Origin of the sequence: Desulfovibrio sp. X2, from assembly GCF_000422205.1 — a bacterium.
Classification (GTDB): Bacteria; Desulfobacterota; Desulfovibrionia; order Desulfovibrionales; family Desulfovibrionaceae; genus Alkalidesulfovibrio.
This window is the reverse complement of the sequence record NZ_ATHV01000032.1, coordinates 1-18,625: the sequence shown is the minus strand read 5'-3', so window position 1 is coordinate 18,625 and position 18,625 is coordinate 1. Positions and strand designations below refer to the sequence as shown.

At 68.6% G+C, this 18,625-nt stretch carries 16 protein-coding genes; 9 read left to right on the top strand and 7 right to left on the bottom strand.

Annotation, left to right across the window (positions count from 1 at the left end):
- The first annotated feature begins 86 nt into the window (after positions 1 to 86).
- A complete protein-coding gene (locus DSX2_RS17620; RefSeq protein ID WP_172640024.1) occupies positions 87 to 962 on the top strand; it encodes a helix-turn-helix transcriptional regulator in 876 nt (291 codons plus the stop codon).
- A 72-nt stretch (positions 963 to 1,034) separates the two neighbouring features.
- Entirely contained in the window at positions 1,035 to 1,616 is a 582-nt protein-coding gene (locus DSX2_RS10990; protein ID WP_020881110.1) for a YbhB/YbcL family Raf kinase inhibitor-like protein, read from the top strand.
- Between the two features lie 80 nt (positions 1,617 to 1,696).
- Here DSX2_RS10990 and DSX2_RS10985 read toward each other — a convergent pair whose 3' ends face one another.
- Complete coding sequence (locus DSX2_RS10985) at positions 1,697 to 3,391, bottom strand: glutamine--tRNA ligase/YqeY domain fusion protein (protein WP_020881109.1); 1,695 nt, start codon at positions 3,389 to 3,391, stop codon at positions 1,697 to 1,699.
- 216 nt (positions 3,392 to 3,607) lie between these two features.
- Between DSX2_RS10985 and DSX2_RS10980 the strand changes: the two genes are divergently transcribed.
- A complete protein-coding gene (locus tag DSX2_RS10980; protein WP_020881108.1) occupies positions 3,608 to 4,912 on the top strand; it encodes an NAD(P)/FAD-dependent oxidoreductase in 1,305 nt (434 codons plus the stop codon).
- 205 nt (positions 4,913 to 5,117) lie between these two features.
- Entirely contained in the window at positions 5,118 to 6,032 is a 915-nt protein-coding gene (locus tag DSX2_RS10975) for a DMT family transporter (RefSeq protein WP_020881107.1), read from the top strand.
- 89 nt (positions 6,033 to 6,121) lie between these two features.
- Here DSX2_RS10975 and DSX2_RS10970 read toward each other — a convergent pair whose 3' ends face one another.
- On the bottom strand, positions 6,122 to 7,012 hold the full coding sequence (locus DSX2_RS10970; protein ID WP_020881106.1) for a flagellin: 891 nt from the start codon (positions 7,010 to 7,012) through the stop codon (positions 6,122 to 6,124).
- Positions 7,013 to 7,316: 304 nt separating this feature from the next.
- Between DSX2_RS10970 and DSX2_RS10965 the strand changes: the two genes are divergently transcribed.
- On the top strand, positions 7,317 to 8,648 hold the full coding sequence (locus DSX2_RS10965) for a peptidoglycan DD-metalloendopeptidase family protein (RefSeq protein WP_020881105.1): 1,332 nt from the start codon (positions 7,317 to 7,319) through the stop codon (positions 8,646 to 8,648).
- Positions 8,649 to 8,776: 128 nt separating this feature from the next.
- On the opposite strand, the gene DSX2_RS10960 is transcribed toward DSX2_RS10965, so the two are convergent.
- Positions 8,777 to 10,165 (bottom strand): WG repeat-containing protein, encoded by a 1,389-nt coding sequence (locus DSX2_RS10960; protein ID WP_020881104.1) that lies wholly within the window; start codon positions 10,163 to 10,165, stop codon positions 8,777 to 8,779.
- 178 nt (positions 10,166 to 10,343) lie between these two features.
- Positions 10,344 to 10,589, bottom strand: coding sequence for a hypothetical protein (locus tag DSX2_RS10955; protein ID WP_035041962.1), 246 nt, complete (start codon positions 10,587 to 10,589; stop codon positions 10,344 to 10,346).
- Positions 10,590 to 10,794: 205 nt separating this feature from the next.
- Here DSX2_RS10955 and DSX2_RS10950 point away from each other — a divergent pair, with 205 nt between their 5' ends.
- The gene (locus tag DSX2_RS10950) at positions 10,795 to 12,294 is read left to right on the top strand and encodes an ASKHA domain-containing protein (RefSeq protein WP_236615109.1); all 1,500 of its coding nucleotides are present in this window, start codon (positions 10,795 to 10,797) and stop codon (positions 12,292 to 12,294) included.
- Complete coding sequence (locus DSX2_RS17615) at positions 12,284 to 14,431, top strand: small ribosomal subunit Rsm22 family protein (protein WP_020881101.1); 2,148 nt, start codon at positions 12,284 to 12,286, stop codon at positions 14,429 to 14,431. Before DSX2_RS10950 ends, DSX2_RS17615 begins: the two co-directional genes overlap by 11 nt.
- A gap of 100 nt (positions 14,432 to 14,531) precedes the next feature.
- Here DSX2_RS17615 and DSX2_RS10940 read toward each other — a convergent pair whose 3' ends face one another.
- The 3 genes from DSX2_RS10940 to DSX2_RS10930 form a co-directional block, all read right to left on the bottom strand.
- Complete coding sequence (locus DSX2_RS10940) at positions 14,532 to 15,461, bottom strand: zinc-binding dehydrogenase (protein ID WP_020881100.1); 930 nt, start codon at positions 15,459 to 15,461, stop codon at positions 14,532 to 14,534.
- A gap of 224 nt (positions 15,462 to 15,685) precedes the next feature.
- Positions 15,686 to 16,450 carry an exodeoxyribonuclease III gene (locus tag DSX2_RS10935; protein WP_020881099.1) on the bottom strand — a complete coding sequence of 255 codons (765 nt, stop codon included), beginning with the start codon at positions 16,448 to 16,450 and terminating at the stop codon, positions 15,686 to 15,688.
- Positions 16,447 to 17,124 (bottom strand): metallophosphoesterase, encoded by a 678-nt coding sequence (locus DSX2_RS10930; protein ID WP_020881098.1) that lies wholly within the window; start codon positions 17,122 to 17,124, stop codon positions 16,447 to 16,449. Before DSX2_RS10930 ends, DSX2_RS10935 begins: the two co-directional genes overlap by 4 nt.
- Positions 17,125 to 17,215: 91 nt before the next feature.
- Here DSX2_RS10930 and DSX2_RS10925 point away from each other — a divergent pair, with 91 nt between their 5' ends.
- Both DSX2_RS10925 and DSX2_RS10920 read left to right on the top strand, forming a co-directional pair.
- Entirely contained in the window at positions 17,216 to 17,824 is a 609-nt protein-coding gene (locus DSX2_RS10925) for a 5-formyltetrahydrofolate cyclo-ligase (protein ID WP_035041923.1), read from the top strand.
- The gene (locus tag DSX2_RS10920) at positions 17,821 to 18,579 is read left to right on the top strand and encodes a polyphenol oxidase family protein (RefSeq protein WP_020881096.1); all 759 of its coding nucleotides are present in this window, start codon (positions 17,821 to 17,823) and stop codon (positions 18,577 to 18,579) included. The genes DSX2_RS10925 and DSX2_RS10920 overlap by 4 nt, the downstream gene beginning before the upstream one ends.
- Positions 18,580 to 18,625: the final 46 nt, after the last annotated feature.

The following is an 18,625-nucleotide window of genomic DNA, read 5'->3' as shown; positions in this document are numbered from 1 at the left end:
CTCCCCTGAAGACACGGCGCGCGGCAGCCCCTCCGACGCCCTTGAACGACTGGCCCTGCAAGGCATTTTGGCCTAGCATGCCGCGCATGACGACAGTGCGCGATCTGGCCCGCAAGCTGGACAAGGCCCTGGCCCGGCCCGCCGAGGAAGGGATATCCTCCCTTCCCTGCGTCGGGGCCGTCTGCAACCTTGCCCGCAGCAAACTGCACAACGTCAGCGCGGCCTGCCCGATCGCCGTGGTCATCCTCGACGGCAGCAAGCTCCTGCTGCACGACGGGCAGAGCCTCACCGTGCCGCGCGGGGGGATGTTCCTCCTCCCGGGCGGCTTCGAGATCGCCATCGAGAACATTCCGGCCCCGGACAGCGGACGCTTCCTCTCCCTCTGCCTGTCCCTCGACGAAAGCACGCTCGCCAGGCTCGCCTCGGCCGGAAGAGCGGCGCCCGCCCCTGCCGCGTTCTGCCTCGAGGCCCTGCGCGTGGCCGTGGACGAGCCCCTGCGCCTCGCCCTCGGCCACCTGCTGGACATGGCCGCCACCTGCCCCGCCCACGACCGCCTGCTGTCCATCTGCCTGGACGAGGTCCTTCTGCTCGCCGCGGAACGGACCGCCAGCCTGCCCTTCGTGTGGCACGCGGCAACCACCTGGGCCGTGCGCTGCGCCCGCCTGGTGGCCGTGGACCCCGGCCGCTCCTGGACGGCGCTGGAGATGGCACGCAGGCTCGGGACCAGCGAGCGCACGCTGCGCCGCATGCTGGCCGCGGAAGGGACCGCCGTGCGCACGGTCCTGCGCACGGTCCGCCTCAACGCCGCATTGAACCTTCTGCAGGGAGGCCGCACCAGCGTGGGCGAGGCCGCGGCGCGCTGCGGCTACGATTCGGCCTCACGCTTCGCCGCGGTGTTCCGCGAGCATTTCGGGGCCAGCCCGAGCGACGTCCTGCGCTGCAATGCCGTTTGCGGGCAATGATTGGCCGGTTCGGGCCGAACAGCCGTCTCCCTGCCTGCTAGAGCATGGCGAAACCCGACCGGGAGGTCCGCCATGCGCATCACCGTTTCACGCCTCACCGTGTTTTCGGCCCTGCTGCTTCTGGTCCCGCTGTTCCTGGCCATGCCGGGCGGCCGGGCGCACGCCGCGCGCTTCAGCCTGTCCAGCCCGGACATGAAGGACGGCGGCACGCTTCCCACGGCCCAGCTGAACGACGCCTTCGGCTGCTCCGGGGAGAACCGCTCCCCGGCCCTCTCCTGGAGCGCGCCGCCCGCCGGGACGAAAAGCTTCGTCCTGACCATGTACGACCCGGACGCGCCCACGGGAAGCGGCTGGTGGCACTGGGTCGTCTTCGACATCCCGGCCTCGGCCACGTCGCTGCCGCCGGGCGTGAGGCCGGACGGCGCGGGGCTCCCGGCGGCGGCCGTGCAGTCGCGCACCGACTTCGGAGCGCCGGGCTACGGAGGCGGCTGTCCGCCCGCGGGCGACCGGCCCCACCGCTACGTCTTCACCCTCAACGCCCTTGACGTGGAACACCTCGGCCTGCCCACGGACGCCTCGGCCGCCATGGTCGGCTTCGTGCTCAACAGCCATCGCCTGGGCAAGGCGACCCTGACCGTGACCTACGGCCGCTGATTCCGGCCGCGCGGCAAAAAAAAGCGGGCGGACGCCCATGCGTCCGCCCGCTTCGTCGCGTTGAGGAAGCCGCCCTGTCCCTAGCCCTTCTGCAGCTCCTTGGCGAAGGTGTCGCGAAGGCCTGTGGTGCGGTTGAAGACCGGGGCGCCGGGCTGGGTCAGGCGCGCATCGGCGCAGAAGTAGCCGGTGCGCTCGAACTGGCAGTGCCAGCCGGGCTCGGTGTCGGCCAGGCCGGGCTCCACGAAGCCCTTGAGCACTTCCATGGAATCCGGGTTCAGGCTCGCGGCCAGGGAGTCCGGATCGGTCACGTCGGCCGGGCCGCCCTCGCGGAAGAGGTGGTCGAAGAGACGGAACTCGGCAGGCACCGCATGGCGCGCGGAGAGCCAGTGCAGCGTCCCCTTGACCTTGCGGCCGTCATTGGACCAGCCGCCCTTGGTGGCCGGATCGTACTCGCACTTGAGCTCCACGACCTCGCCCGAAGCGTCGCGCACCACGTCCACGCAGCGCACGTAGTAGGCGTAGCGCAGCCGCACCTCCTGGCCCGGGGCCAGGCGGAACCACTTCTTCGGCGCGTTCTCCATGAAGTCCGTGCGCTCGATCCACAGCTCCTTCGTGAACGGCAGCTTGCGCGAGCCCATCTCCGGCTTCTCGGGATGGAACGGGAACTCGAACTCGTCCACCTTGTCGTCGGGGTAGTTGACGATGGTCAGCTTCAGCGGGCGCAGCACGCCCATGACGCGCGGCGCGCAGTCGTTCAGGTCCTCGCGCAGGCAGTGCTCGAGCAGGCCGTAGTCCACCACGCTGTTGCCGCTGCGCGCCACGCCGATGCGCTCGCAGAAGTCGCGGATGGCCTCGGGCGTGTAGCCGCGGCGGCGGAAGCCGCTGATGGTGGGCATGCGCGGGTCGTCCCAGCCGTCCACCGCGCCTTCCGACACGAGCTTGATGAGCTTGCGTTTGGAGAGCACCACGTGGGTCATGTTCAGCCGCGCGAACTCGTACTGGCGCGGATGGTACATCTCCAGCGTGTCCAGCACCCAGTCGTAGAGCTCGCGGTTGTTCTCGAACTCCAGGGTGCACAGCGAATGCGTCACGCCCTCGAAGGAGTCCGAGAGGCAGTGCGTGAAGTCGTACATGGGATAGATGCACCACTGGTCGCCTGTGCGGTGGTGGTGCGCGTGGCGGATGCGGTAGAGCGTCGGGTCGCGCATGACGATGTTCGGGTGCGTCATGTCGATCTTGGCGCGCAGCACGTGGGCACCGTCGGGGAACTCGCCCGCGCGCATGCGCATGAAGAGGTCGAGGTTCTCCTCGGCGGTGCGGTTCCTGTACGGGCTCTCGGTGCCGGGCCTGGTCAGGGTGCCCCGGTGCTCGCGGATCTCGTCGGCCGAGAGCGAGTCCACGTAGGCCTTGCCGAGCTTTATGAGCCTGACGGCGCACTCGAAGAGGCGCTCGAAGTAGTCCGAGGCGTAGAAGCAGCGGTCCTCCCAGTCGAAGCCGAGCCAGTGCACGTCCGCCTTGATGGAGTCGACGTACTCCACGTCCTCCTTGGTCGGGTTCGTGTCGTCGAAGCGCAGGTTGCATTGCCCGCCGTACTCGCGCGCCAGGCCGAAGTTCAGGCAGATGGACTTGGCGTGGCCGATGTGCAGGTAGCCGTTGGGCTCCGGCGGGAAGCGCGTGTGCACGCGGCCGCCCCACTTGTCGGTACGCATGTCCTCTTCGATGATGGCCTTGATGAAGTTGCTCGGCATCGCGGGCTTTTCGGTCTCGCTGCTCATGGAACCTTCCTGCATGGTCTCGGTGTCTCTCGGATATCCGTACCGGGCGGCGGCCTTCCGGCAAGCCCCCGGCACGGCGCGCGGGCGCGCGCAGGACCTTCAATGAAACGGATGCTCCGGCGTGTCAATACGGGGGCCGAAAAGCCTTTACGCGCCGCGCCCCTTTGGCTAGATTCCTTGCACCTTTTTTCACCAATTCGTTCGCAGGGGCATCCCATGAAATACGTCATCATCGGCAACGGCGTGGCCAGCATCGGCGCCATAGAGGGTATCCGCGCCCACGACAAGACCGGCGGCATCCTCGTGCTCAGCGAGGAGGAGCGGGCCACCTACGGCCGTCCCCTGATCTCCTACTACCTCGCGGGCAAGGTCAAGGCGGACGACATGGCCCTGCGTCCGGAGTCCTTCTACGCCGACAACCACGTGACCGTGCGCCTCGGCTGCGAGGTGGCCTCCGTGGACGCCGGAAAGAAGGCCGTGGTCCTCGCTAACGGCGAGCGCGTGCCCTACGAGAAGCTGCTCCTGGCCACGGGCGGCGCCGCGGGCGTGGCGAACATCCCGGGCAAGGACGCGACGGGCGTGCACACCTTCACCACCTGGGCGCACGCGCAGGAGATGAAGGGCATCGCGGCCGAGGCCAAGCGCTTCGTGGTCATCGGCGCGGGCCTCATCGCGCTCAAGGCCGCGGAGGGACTGACCCTGCTCGGCAAGGACGTGACCCTGGTGGTGCGCTCGCGCATCATGCGCGTCTATTTCGACGAGGAGGCGGGCGCACTGGTGCGCCGCCATCTGGAGACGAAAGGGCTCAAGTTCAAGAACGCCGCGCCCAAGGCCGTGCTCACGGACGCCTCCGGCCGCGTGACGGGCGTGAGCACCGAGGACGGCGACCTGCCCGCGGACTGCGTGATCATGGCCACGGGCGTCTTCCCGCGCCTGGAGCTGGCCAGAAGCGCGAATGTGACGTGCAACAAGGGCATCGTCTGCGACGACCACATGCGCACGAGTGACGCGGACATCTTCGCCGCGGGCGACGTGGCCGAGGCGCTGGACATGCAGAGCGGCACGCGCGCCGTGACCCCCATCTGGCCGAGCGCCTACAACCAGGGCGCCAACGCCGGCGCCAACATGGCGGGCGCCGACACCCCCTATGCGGGCGGCCTGGCCATGAACTCCATCCCCTTCTTCGGCCTGGGTACCATCTCCGTGGGGCTCAGCAACCCGCCCGCGGACGCGGGCTACGAAGTCGTGGTGCGCTGCGACGAGGCGGCCATGCGCTACCGCAAGCTCGTCTTCAAGAAGGACGCCGAGGGCGACCGCCTGGTCGGCTGCATCCTCATCGGCGACGTGGACCACGCGGGCATCTACACCGGCTTCATCCGCGAGGGGCATCCCGTCTCCTCGGAGGTCAGGGAACTGCTGCTCAAGGGCGAGGCCTCGCCGCTGGACTGGCCTGCAGAGGATTTCGACGCCCACATGGCCCGGGAAAAGGTCGGCCGCCACACCGGCGTCCTGAACAGCTAGCGCGACAGGACACGAAAGCATCCATGCAAGCGACCCGCACGACGCACCACAAAAACGGGCGCCACGGCGCGCGGCGCGCCTGGCGAAGGACGACCGCCCGCGCCGTGCGGACGGCACGCTGACCTCGGCGATACCCCATCGATCAGGAACGGCCGCGCGCCGGTGGACCCCTGGTCCGCCGGCGCGTTTTCATATGGAGAAAACGATGCACCTGCGCAGCAACGAAGCCACGCTCCCGACCCTGGCCCTGATCGCGGCCGTGGTCCTGTGGGGCAGCTCCTTCATCGCCATGAAGGTGGCCGTAGGCGCCTTCCACCCCATGCTCGTGGTCTTCAGCCGCATGGCCATCGCGGCCCTGGCCTTCGCCGTCTTCCTCAGGCGCTTTCGGGCCGACTACCGGCCGGGCGACTGGAAGTGGATCGTGCTCATGGCGCTGTGCGAGCCCTGCCTCTACTTCGTCTGCGAGGCCTACGCCCTGCGCTACACCGCGGCCTCGCAAGCGGGCATGATCACGGCCATCCTGCCGCTGCTCACGGCAGTGGGCGCGCGCATCTTCCTGCAGGAGCGCACCTCCCTGCGCACGTACTGCGGCTTCCTCCTGTCCATCGCGGGCGTGGTCTGGCTCACCGGAGTGGCAGCGACCACGGAGAATGCGCCCGATCCCCTGCTCGGCAACTTCCTGGAGTTCCTGGCCATGTGCTGCGCCACCGGCTACATGCTGCTCCTGAAGAAGCTCACGACTCGCTACAACTCCTGGTTTCTGACCTTCATGCAGGCGCTCGTGGGCGCGGTCTTCTTCGTGCCCGCCATGGCCGTCACCGGCGTAAGCCTGCCCGCGGCGCTCCCCCTCCTGCCCGCCCTGTGCGTGGTCTACCTCGGGCTCTTCATCAGCATCGGGGCCTACGGCTTCTACAACTTCGGCATGAGCCGCCTGCCCGCGGGCCAGGCGACGGCCTTCGTCAACCTGATCCCGGTGGTCACGCTGATCCTGGGCAGCCTGCTGCTCGGCGACCGCTTCAGCACCCAACAGTACCTCGCCTCGCTCCTCGTCTTTCTCGGCGTCTTCCTGAGCCAGTCGCGCCCGCGCAAGGGACGGCAGGGCCTGGCCCCCTCGGCCTGAGCCGATTCCCGCTCCCGCTGCGAAACAAAAAGGGGCCCTCCTCGCGGAGGGCCCCTTTCGTTGCGAAGCCCGGTTCGGGCGAACCGAGGCTAGCCCTGGATGAGGTTCAGGGCCATCTTCGGCAGGCTGTTGGCCTGCGAGAGCATGGCCACGGCGGACTGCGACAGGATCTGGTCGCGGGTGTACTCGGTCATCTCGGTGGCCACGTCCACGTCGGAGATGCGCGACTCGGAAGCCTGCAGGTTCTCGGCCTGGATCTGCAGGTTGGTCACCGTGTTCTCCAGGCGGTTCTGCAGGGCGCCCAGGTTGGCGCGGATCTTGTCCTTGGAGACGATGGCCTTGTTGATCTGGTCCAGGGCGGTCTGGGCCAGCTCCTGCGTGGAGATGGAGCGCCCGGCCGTGGTGGTGGCGCCCAGGCCCACGCCCAGGGCGGAGGCCGTGGAGGTGCCGACCTGGACGTAGTAGTAGTCCTCGGACGAGTCGTTGCCCGGGCCGAAGTGGACCTTCAGCTTCCCGGTGGAATTGAGCCCCGCGCCGCTGTGCGTCTCGGACGAGAGGTTGCCGTTCAGCAGGTAGATGCCGTTGAAGTCCGTGGCGCTGGCGATACGGGTGATTTCCGAAGCCATGGCCTGGTACTCGGAGTCGATGATCAGGCGCTGGTCGGAGTTGTAGGTGCCGGTGGCCGCCTGCTCGGCCAGCTCCTTCATGCGGATCAGCTTTTCGTCCACCACCTGCAGCGCGCCGTCCGCAGTCTGGATGAGCGAGATGGCGTCGTTGGCGTTGCGCACACCCTGGTTCAGCGCCGAGATGTCCGAGCGCATGAGCTCGCGGATCGCCAGCCCCGCGGCGTCGTCCGCGGAACTGTTGATGCGCAGGCCGGAAGAGAGCCTGTTCACCGAGGTGCTCAGACTGTCGTAGGCCGAGGTCAGGTTGCGGGACGCGGTCATGGCCATCATGTTGTGGTTGATGACGAGCGACATGGTATTCCTCCTTGGATTCCTTCCCGGCGTCCTTGCCGGATACCGTAACTAGTGAAAACCTATAACGCTATGAGGCACAGTCACTCGCCTTATCGTCCCCTTCCCCGGATACTTAATTTTTTGAGCCCCACCCCGGAATCGGCTTCCGGAGCGGGCTGAGAGCCCCGGACTGCATGACATCAACTACATTGAAGTAAAAAGACGTTTCTACGTTCTGGACAGGGCTTTTCGAATAGTGTAGCAAGCCAGAAACTGATCGCCTTTGTACACTAAGACAGGAAATCGAAGAAATTACGAAGAGACCATGCGTAAAACGAACAGCTACAATATTATTGCAAAGGCCAAACGAATCCGCCCGGTTCGTTTGGCCTTTCTGTTCTGTGTCCTGATCCTGGCGGCCGTGCTCGTCACCCCGCTGATGCACAGCAAAAAGGACGACGCACCGGCGCCGGCCCAGGTGCAGCAGCCGGAGCAGACTGCCGAGAACTGTACGGCCGCCCCGGCCGAGCCCGCCACGTCCGTCATCAAGGGAACGGTCAAGCCCGGTGATACGGTCTCCGACATACTCGGACAGTACATATCCACGGCCGACATCCACACCCTGGCCCAGAAATGCGCCTCGGTCTTCCCCCTCTCGCGCATCAACGCGGGCCGCGACTACTCCATCGTCGCGGAGGACAACTCCCTGCGCCAGTTCGTCTACGACATCGACAGCGACGAGCGCCTCGTGGTCAACCTCGACGACAACGGCTTCGAGGTGAACCGTGTGCCCATCGACTATGACGTCTCCACCGTCATGGTCAAAGGCACCATTACGGACAGCCTGTTCCAGGCCGTGGAAGACGCCGGGGAGCACGACGCCCTGGCCTTCGCCCTGGGCAACATCTTCGAATGGGACGTGGACTTCGCCCGCGACCTGCGCGAAGGCGACTCGTTCCGCGTGGTCGTGGAGAAGCGCTACCTGGACGGCAACTTCGCGGGCTACGGCAAGATCCTGGCCGCCCGCTTCGACAACCAGGGCGACAGCTACTACGCCTTCCTGTACACCGACGGCGCCTATCGCCCCTCCTACTACAGCAGCGACGGCCACTCCATGCGCAAGGCCTTCCTCAAGGCCCCGCTCAAGTTCACCCGCATCAGCTCGAGCTTCTCCTGGAAGCGCTTCCACCCCATCCTGCACGAGTTCAGGGCGCATCCCGCCATCGACTACGCCGCGCCGGTCGGAACGCCGGTGCGCACCATCGGCGACGGAGTGGTGACCTTCGTGGGCGTGAACGGCGGCGCGGGACGCATGATCAAGGTCAGGCACCGCAACGGCTACGAGACCTGGTACTCTCACCTGCACGGCTACGCCCGCGGCATCCGCACCGGCACCAGCGTCTCGCAAGGGCAGATCATCGGCTACGTGGGATCGAGCGGACTGGCCACGGGCCCGCACCTCGACTTCCGCATGCGGCTCGGCGGCAAGTACATCAATCCGTTGGCCGTGAAGACGCCTCCGGCGAACAACGTCTCCCGGAAGAACATGGCGGATTTCAGCAAAGAGGTGAAGGAATACACGGCAGTGCTCGACGAGAAGGAGCCGCTGCAGGCCAAGGTCGAGGACAAGACTCCCCCCGAGGTGCGCAAGCTCTAGCCTGCCCGACCCGACCCTTCCGAAACCATCGGCGGCCCCTCACGGGGCCGCTGTCGTTTCCGGCTCCGGACCTCTCCCAAAAATCAGGGCAGTTCGCCCGGAGGAACATTCCTCCGTCCGTTCCAGTCCTATCCTTTCGGCGCAAAGCGGCCGCGTCCCCGCCCGGCCCCGTCCGCCGCGGGCAGCAGGCAGATCACGCTGCCGCTCGAATCGAGATACATGTCGCGGCCGTCCCTGCGCACCAGGGCGAGGTCGTGGCGGAAATCCCCGGCTTCCTCGAAGACCGCCTCCAGGGCGAACGATCCATCCGGCCTGACGTAGCCCCAGCGGCCGTCCACGCGTACGCGGGACAGGCCGTCGGAAAAGGGATGGGCCATCTGCCACACGGGCTCCACGGCCCATTCGCCGTCAGGCAGAAGAAATCCCCACAGCCCCTTCTCGCAGGCCGGGGCCAGCCCCTCGCTGAAGGCGCCCGCGCGCTCCAGCCGAGGCGAAACCACAGAGCGGCCGTACATGTCGATGTAGCCCCATCGACCGTTCTCGCAGACGGCGGCCAGCCCCTCGCTGAACGGCTCCGCAGCCTCGAAGCGCGGCTGGATGTGCATCTTGCCGTTCTGCAGCGCATAGCCCCAGGCGCCGTTTCGCAGCACGGGCACCAGCGCCTCGGAAAAGCCGCCCGGACAGGTATGCGGCGGCAGCATGCCGCACTCGCCCGCAAGAGAAAGGAAGCCGCACTCGCCGTCGAGCATGACCGCCGCCTTGCCTGCGCGGAAACGCCCGGCGTAGTCGAAGCGCGGCGGGATGGCCATTTCGCCGCGCGTGTCCACATAGCCGTACCTTCCGGCGACCAGCACGGCGGCCAGTCCCTGGCCGAACGAGGCCGCGCCGTCGTAGGCGGGCGCTATGACGAAGGTGCCCGAGGCGTCGATGAAGCCGTATCTGCCGCCGCGCATGACCGGGGCCAGCCCCTCGGCGAACTCGCCCGCGTCGTCGAACACGGCGGAGATGACCTCGCTGCCCGCGGCGTCGATGTAGCCGTAATGCCCGTCCCGGCCGATGACGGCCAGCCCCTCGCTGAAGGGCTCGGCGTACTCGAAGCGCGGCTCGATGACCTGCCTGCCGGTGCGGGTGATGTAGCCGTAGGCGTCCGGCTCCATCTCAACGGGCACGAGGAAGGCCTCCTGGCCGGGCGGCAGGGTCAGGGGCTCGTCCTCGGGCTCGAGCGCGGGCGGGCCGTCCGGAGCTGCCAGAGAGACGCGATACGTCCGCTCCGCTCCCGGCACTGCCGCCTGCGGGGCCGGTCCGGAGCCGTGGAAATGCTGGATGACGGTCTGCGAGCGGTCCACGTGCGTGGTCGTCGAGGCCCGCTGCACGGGGTTGCGGGCCAGACGATGGAGCACGTGGGCGAGGAGCTTGGAGAGGGTTTCCGCGGTGTTCAGCAGAAAGAAGATGGCCACCAGCCCGACCACGCCGACGATGAAGACGACGGCGACGACGCCGATGGCATGGCCGGACATCAGACGATCCCGGGCGTTGCGGACGCGTTCAGGCGGGGCATGACCCACAGTATCGAGCCGGGTGGCCGACTTGTCAATGTATCCGGGGCCATGCCCGGAGCGAGGGTAAAAAGAGAGGCCCCGTGCGGGGGCCTCTCGAAATCGCGTGGAGTCGCGCGGGCGGGCCGGCCGGAAGCTGCTAGACCGGCGGGCACCAGGAAAGGAGGTTGAAGGGCGCGAAGTTGAGCGCCGGGTCCTCGGCGTAGCGGGTGCCGAGGTTCGAATCGTCGCGCTTGCCCTGGATCTGTTCGGGCGATCCCTTGAAGTAGCTGCACTCGTTGTTGTTGCAGACCAGGATGATGCCCCACCACGTTTCCGGGGGAGCTTCCCACTCGCAGAGTTTCTCGCCGCAGTGCGGGCAATACCTGTCGGGATATGTGGACATGGCCTTCTCCTTGTGGCTTTCGTAAGCGTTGTTCGTCTGCACTGACCTAAGTCCTGGGCAGGCGGCGTCAACCCTCGGGCGGGGAAAAGTGCGTATTTTCCGCTCCCAAAGATTGCAAAAAACCGCCGCCCGCTCCATCATCGAGGTGATGGACAAAACGGGCGACTCTTTCCTTTTCGTGGATGCACAGGCCGGCGAGCGTGCCGTGGACCCAGGACACGGGCTCACCGTGGCGCAGCTCATGTTCCTTTACGACGGCGGTCCTGTCAAGCCGCTGTGCGGGGGGGTGGGGCGCTGCGGCCGCTGCAGGACGCGCTTTCTGGCCGGACTCCCGGCGGCCGACGCCACCGAGGAGCGGCTCCTGTCGGCCGAGGAACTGGCGGACGGCATCCGCCTGGCCTGCCGCCACCAGGCCGTGCCGGGCATGGCGGTCGAATCCTGGCCCAGGGCCGGAGGCGCCGCGGCCCTCCTCCCCGAGACCAAGGCCGCGGCCCTGGCCGTGGACCTCGGCACAACGAGCATCCATTGGGCGGCCCTGGACGAACAAGGCCGCGTCCTGGCCGAGGCCTCGGAGCCCAACCCCCAGCTCGGCGCGGGCAGCGAGATCATGTCCCGCCTGGCCTTCGCCATGTCCGGCCACGCCGACCACCTGCGCAGGCTGGTGGTCGAGAGGCTGCGCACCCTGCACCGCGCCGCGGGCTCGCCCGACAGACTCGTCGTGGCCGCCAACCCCTCCATGACCTGCCTCTTCCTCGGCCGGTCGGTGGAAGGGCTCTCCTGCGCGCCGTATCGCCTGGAATACGCGGGCGGACAAAAGGAGCTCCTTGCCGAGGACCTGCCCGAGTGCGTCATCCCGCCCCAGCTCGGTCCCTTCGTGGGCGGCGACGTGTCCGCGGGCATCCTCCACCTGGAGGCCGAGGTCGCCCCGCCCGCGCCCTGGCTGCTGGCGGACTTCGGAACCAACGGCGAGTTCGCCCTGGCCCTGCCCGGCGGACGGCTCCTCCTGGCGAGCGTGCCCATGGGCCCGGCGCTCGAGGGCGTGGGCCTGTCCGGCGGCTGCCTTGCGGGCCCCGGAGCGGCCGCGGGCTTCGGCCTCGGCCCGAGGGGGCTCACGCCCGAGGTCCTGCCCACCGCCGAGGGACCGTGGGAAGGTGCAAGGCTTCGCGGCATGACCGGCACGGGCGCCCTCTCGCTGCTGGCGCAGCTTCGGCGCGCCGGGGCGCTTGACGCGAGGGGGCACTTCGTGTCAGGGACCTCGCCCCTGGCCGCGCGTCTGCTCGCCGGACTGCGCGAGGAGCACGGCGAGGCCGTGCTGGGATTGCCGGGCCACCTCGCCATGCGCGCCTCGGACGTCGAGGAGGTGCTGAAGGTCAAGGCGGCCTGCAACGCCGCCGTCTCGGCCCTGCTTGCCGAGGCCGGACTGGCCCCCGGAGATGTTTCCACCCTCTATCTGGCCGGAGCCCTCGGCAGCCACGTGCGGCCGGAAGACCTGGCGGAGCTCGGCTTCATCCCCGCTTCCCTGGCCGCCAAGGCAGTGGCCGCGGGCAACACCTCGCTGGCCGGAGCCCGCCTCCTGGCCGTGAACGACGAGGCCCTGGCGAGCGCGGCCCTGCTGCCCGGCCGCTCGCACGTGCTGGACATGGCCGCCGAAGCGGACTTCGGCCGTCGCTACATTGAAAGGATGCACTTCGACTATGTCCCCTGAGACTCCCTCCGCGCTCTTCTTTCCCATGCCGGACGACGCGATCCGGCTCCTCGGCGAATACGGCGCCTTCCTCAAGGAAGCCATGCCGCTCAAGCCCAAGTACGCCCGCAACCTGCCGTTCGAGGTCCGCGAACTGTCCGCGAGCCTCACGGACGAGCGCGCCGAGGCCTTCGCCCCGGACTACATGACCCGGCCCGGCACGCTCTCGGCCTATCTGCACTATTTCCATCCCTGGAACCTCTACCGCCTGACGCGGCTGTTGGCCACGCTGCCCCTCGACCTGCCCGAAGGCGCGCGCGTGGTGGACCTGGGCGCAGGGCCGCTGACAGTGGTCCAGGCGCTGTGGATGGCGCGGCCGGACCTGCGCACGCGGCGCATCGAGTTCACCTGCATCGACCGGGCAGGCAAGTCCCTGCGCTACGGCATGGACCTTTTCCGCCGCCTGGCCCCTGATTCGCCCTGGCGCATCCAGCTCCTTGACGAGCACCTCTTCAAGATGCCGCACGGCCGCTACGACCTGATCACCGCGGCCAACGTGCTGAACGAGCTGGCCGAGGGGAATGCCGCCCAGCGGGAACCGGATCTGGAAGAGCTGGCCGGACGGCTCTGCTCCCATCTCGCGGACACGGGCTCCCTGCTCCTGGTGGAGCCGGGCACGCGCCTGGCCGCCCGCCGCCTCATCGCGCTCAGACACGTGCTGATCGAGGAGAGGGGGCTGACCGTGGCCTCCCCCTGCCCTCACCAGACGTCCTGTCCCATGCCCGGCACCGGTCGCTTGCCGTGGTGCCATTTCACCTTCAGCACGCACGGCGCTCCCCTCTGGCTGACCCATCTGGCCCAGGCCGCGAGCCTGATCAAGAACCGCCTGAGCCTCTCTTTCGTGCACGCCGGGCGCAGCCTGCAAAAGCCCGACGAGACGAGGGCGCGAGTCATCTCCGACGCCTTCGCCCTGCCCGGCGACCGCAGGGGCCAGTACTGCTGCACGGCGCGCGGCCTGGCCCTGGTCGTGCTGGAGGGCTTCCCCCTGCCCTCCGGCGCGCTGATAAAGCCCGCCTGGATGGAGCCCGAGCAGCGCGACCCCAAGTCCGGCGCGCTGATGGCGGAATACGTGCCTGCCACGCGCAAGGGCCCGGCCCGCGGATCGAGCGCACCGCGCGCGGAACGCGGCGGCAGGGACGAACGCGGCGGCCAGGAGCGCAGACAGGAACGCAGTCAGGAGCGGGGGCCGATACGGGAGCAGTCCGGACGAGGCGCGCCCAAACAGGGCGGGCACGAACGCATGGGCCGCCAGGAGAAGCGCCCCGGACAACACTCCGACAAGCGCTCCCAGTCGCGCCCCGAGGGCGGGAAGCCTTTCGGCGAACGCTCCGGAGAGCCGAAGCGCGAGCGCCGGGACGAACGGTTCGGGGATCGCCGTGAAAAACGCCGCGACGAGCAGCCCCGGTCTTTCGAGCGGGGAACGGACCGTTTTCAGGACCGCTCTTCCGACCGCAAGAAGACCTCCGGCAAACCCTGGGACCGCGAGATGAACGACGCGTCCCGCGGCAAGAAACCTGGCGGATTCAAGCCCCGCCAGGAGAGCGGACAGGACCGGGGACAGGGCGGTGCGAAGTGGGAAGGCAAGTCCGGGAAGACGTTCAAGGACAAGCCTGCCCGCAACAACGCCGACACGCAGCGCGACCGCGCGGGCAAGCCCGCCCACGGCAAGCCTTGCAAAGGCAAGGGCGGACAGGCGGCCGGTGCCGCGCAGGAGAACAGGCAGGGCTGGAGGCAGGACAAGAACCCGGGCGCGAAACCGTTCTCCAGGGACGACGCCCAGCGGACCGGCCAGGACAGGAAGCACGAGGGCAAGCCGCGCGCGGACAAGACGCGGGGCGACAAGCCCCGAACCGGCAGGCCCATGACCGGCAAGCCCTCTTCTGCAAAGCCCGCGCCCGAGAAGGCTCATAAGCCCCGGCAGGACGCCCCGGAGCGCGCCGCGCACGCACCGCAGAAGCCCCAGCACACGCCCGAGGCCGAGCGCAATGCTCCGCGAGGAGCGCAGGGGGCCAAGGCGGGCGGCAAGCTCGTCGGCAAGTTCCGGCGCAAGCGTTCTCAGGGCTCGCCGGAGGCAGCGGGCCCCAAGGACGACGAATAGGATCTCCGCAAGACGCGGCAACGACGAAGGCCCCCGGAAACGGGGGCCTTCGCATGTCGTTCGCGCGGGCGGCCCTGGGGCTCCGGCCGCGACGGCGGCCTCAGGAGCCTATGGTCAGCACGATCTTGCCGCGCACCTTGCGCGCCATGAGCCGCTCGCAGGCCATGACCACCGACTCCCACCCGTAGCGCTCCTCGATCGGCACCTCGAGCCGCTTGTCGGCCACGCAGGCCAGTAGCCGGGCCAGGCCGTCGCCCGGAGGGGTCCGCCGCGTCTCGCGCAGCCCGCCGTAGATCTCGATGCGGGCATTGTGCGCGAGCAGGTAGCCGGGATCGTCGAGCGTCACCGCCCCGCGTGTCATGCAGCTGATGTAGAGCCCTTCCGCGGCAAGCTGCTGCACGGCCCGCTCCATGCCCTTGCCCCCCACGGTGTCCACGATCACGTCGTACGGCCCGCGGGCCGCGGTCTCGGACAGGTCCTCGCTGACCACGACCTCGTGCGCCCCGGCTTGGCGGGCGAAGTCGACGCGGTCCGCGTTGCGCAGGGCGCCGACCACATGCGCGCCCGAGAGCCTGGCCAGGGCGCAGGAGAAGTAGCCCACGCTGCCCGAGGCCCCGTTGACCAGCACCCTGGCCCCGACGATCTGACCGGCCCTGTGCAGCATGTTGAGGGCGGTCAGTCCGGCCACTGGCAGGCAGGCGGCCTCTTCCAGGGACACGCCGTCCGGGATGGCGGCCAGGGAGCGGCCGGGCACGCTGACTCGCTCGGCCCAGGAGCCGGAAGGCAGGAAGCCGACAACTCTGGTGCCGATCTCGGGGCTCGATCCGTCCCCGGCGGGCATGATGACCTCGCCTGCCAGATCCCAGCCTGGCCTGGGCAAGGCGCCTGCCTGGGCATGGCGTATCTCCCCGGGGTTGAGGGAAAAGACCTTGACCGCCACCAGGGCGGCGGACGGTCCGGCCAGCGGCTCGCTCGCCTCGCGCAGCGAGAATGTCCCGGGGGTCTCGGAATCCGCATGAACGTAGCGCATGGTGTCCTCCCTTGCGAACGGGCGCCGTCGGCCGAGGAGCCGGACCAGGCCTGCCGCACCGCCCGTACCGCGCGGACCGGCCAGAGGATTTCCGGCACTTCTCCATGTACTCCAGACGCGGCGTCCTGTCATGGGCGGGGAGGAAAATCCCTGCTCCCGAACGCAGAAAAGCCCTCGATCCGCGTGGACCGGGGGCTTTTCCAGAAACGCAGAAGCGTTCGCGGCTACACGGACAGCTCGAGGCCCACGGGGCAGTGGTCCGAGCCCATGACCTCGGGCTCTATCCAGGCCCGCGCGACCTTGTCCCTCAGCTCCTCGCTGACGAAGAAGTAGTCGATGCGCCAGCCGATGTTCTTCGGCCGGGCGCGGGTGCGGTAGTCCCACCAGGTGTAGTGGCCCCCGTCCTCGGTGAAGAGACGGAAGGTGTCCACGTATCCTGCGGCCACGAAGCGGTCGACCCATTCCCGCTCCTCGGGCAGGAAGCCGGAGGACTTGGCGTTGCCCACCGGGTCGTGCAGGTCGATGGGCCTGTGCGCCGTGTTCACGTCACCGCAGAAGACCACGGGCTTCTTGGTCCGCAGCTCCTCGCAGTAGTCCAGGAAGGCCTGGTAGAAGCCGAGCTTGTAGGCCAGGCGCACCGGGCCCTGGCCGGAATTGGGGAAGTAGCAGTTGAGCAGGTGGAAGGCCGGGTATTCGACGTGCACGAGCCGCCCTTCGCCCCGCCACTCGTCCCAAGGCATGTCCAGGCGGTGGTTCAGGGGCGGGACGCGGCACAGGCAGGCCGTGCCGGAATAGCCCTTCTTCATCGTGGCCGAGTTCCAGAAGCCCACGTAGCCCTCGGGATCGAGGTCCGTGGGCGCCAGCTGCTCGGGCGAGGCCTTGGTCTCCTGCAGGCAGACCACGTCGGCCCTGCGCTCGGAAAACCAGTCCCAGAAGCCCTTCTTGGCCGCGGCGCGAAATCCGTTCACGTTCCAGGAGTAGAGGATCATGCGCCCTGCCCGATGCGTCTGTGTTCGATGACGATGGACTCCGGACGCACGCGGATGAGCGCGTAGCCGCCGTCGGCGAGCATGCCGGGGTTGACCACCCGCGTCCTGCCGAGGCTGTCCTCGGCCGCGGATTCGTGGATGTGGCCGGTGAGACAGACCGCGGGCTCGCGGCGCAGGATGAAGTCGCGCACGGCCGCGCTTCCCACGTGCGCGCCCGAGCCCACCACGTCCACCGCGGTATCGAGCGGTGGCGTATGGCAGACGAGGATGAGGCGCGAGGGATCGCCCACCTTGGCCCAGGTCTCCTCGAGCCAGGCGCCCAGCGTGGCGTCGTCGATCTCGGACGGCGTGCCGAAAGGCGTGGTCGTGGACCAGCCCGCGCCCATGAGCCACGCGCCGCCGGGAAGCTCCACGGCCTTCCTGTGGATGTTCGCTCCCGCGGCCGATAGCGCCTCGTCCGCGGCCGCGCGGTCCATGTTGCCGATCTGGGCGTAGACCGTGGGATTCGCAGCCCTGACGGCGGCCAGCACGGCCTCTGCCTCGGCTTTGCCGCCGAGGTTCGAGAGGTCGCCCGAGACGATGACCCCGGCCGCCTCCGCAATCCCGGGGATGCGCGCCGCGTTGGCCGTCTGGCCGTGCACGTCCCCGAAGCCCACGTATATCTTCTCGTCCATCTCTCCTCCGTCACCATGCTGGTCGCATGCGGGCGCGATGCGCGCCTCGCTTGGTTTTCGCCTCGGTCTTGGATATACTATGATAATACGTATGAAAACCATTCCGTACGACGACAAGGGCGCGATACGAAGCCGCATGACGGCGAGGCGCAGGGAACTCTCCCCCACGCTGCGCGCCTCCCTCTCGGCCCGCGCCCAGGCGAGGATCATGGCCCTGCCCGCCTTCGCCGAGGCCGCCGTGGTCCTGCTCTACTCCCCCGTGCGCGGCGAGACGGCCACCGAGGCCCTGATAGACGCCTTGTGGGCGCGCGGGGCCACGGTGCTGCTGCCGCGCTGCCGCCCGGAGGAGCCGGGCTGCATGGACCTGGCCTGCGTCTCGTGCGCCGCGGACCTGCGGCCCGGGAGCTTCGGCATCCTCGAGCCCGATCCCGCGCGCTGCCCGCCGCTCGAAGACCTGCAAGGCGGCGTGCGGCCGGACCTCGCCATCATCCCCGGCGTGGCCTTCGACCGCTCGGGCATGCGCCTGGGCATGGGCGCGGGCTACTACGACCGCCTCCTGGCCGCGCCCGGCATGGAGCACTGCCTGCGCCTCGGGCTGGCCTACGATTTTCAGATCGTCACGAAACTGCCTCGCGAGCCGTGGGATTGCCCCATGCACATCGTCATCAGCGAAAACGAAACCATCGAGGTGGCTTTATGAAGAACATCCCCACTCCGTTCTGCATCCCCTTCGCGTTCCCCGGCGTGCCCGGCGTGCGTTGCGTCTTCGGCACGCGCATCGGGGGCTACTCCGGCAGCCCCTTCGACAAGGCCAACGTCTCCCTGGACGTGGGCGACGACCCGGCCAAGGTCCGCTCCAACCGCCAGGCCATCAAGCAGGAGCAGGGCTTCACCTTCTGGCAGGAGCTGCGCCAGGTGCACGGCACGGACATGGTCTTCGATCCCGAGCCGCGCGACATCGGCGACGGCCCCACGGGCGAGGGCGACGGCCTGGCCACCTCCCTCCCCGGTCAGGCCCTGGTCATAAAGACCGCGGACTGCCAGCCGATCCTCCTGGCACACGCCTCGGGCAAGTACGTGGCCGCGCTGCACGTGGGCTGGCGGGGCAACGTGCAGAACTTCCCCGGCCGCGGAGTGGCCGCCTTCTGCGCGCACTACGGCCTCGATCCGGCCGACGTACTGGCCGTGCGCGGCCCCTCCCTCGGCCCGGCGGCGAGCGAGTTCGTGAACTTCGCGGACGAGTTCGGCGACGACTTCAAGGCGTTTCACGACGAGGCGAAGAAGACCGTGGACCTCTGGCGGCTCACGCGCCTGCAGCTGCGCGAGGCGGGGCTCAGGCCCGGCAACATCTTCGGCCTGGATCTGTGCACCCACTCCCTGGCCGACGCCTTCTTCTCCTACCGCCGCCGGGAAAAGACCGGCAGGCAGGCGAGCATCGTCTGGATCAGGGGCTAGCGGGCTGACGTAGGCCCAAGTCCCACAAACGAAACGGCCCGGCGGG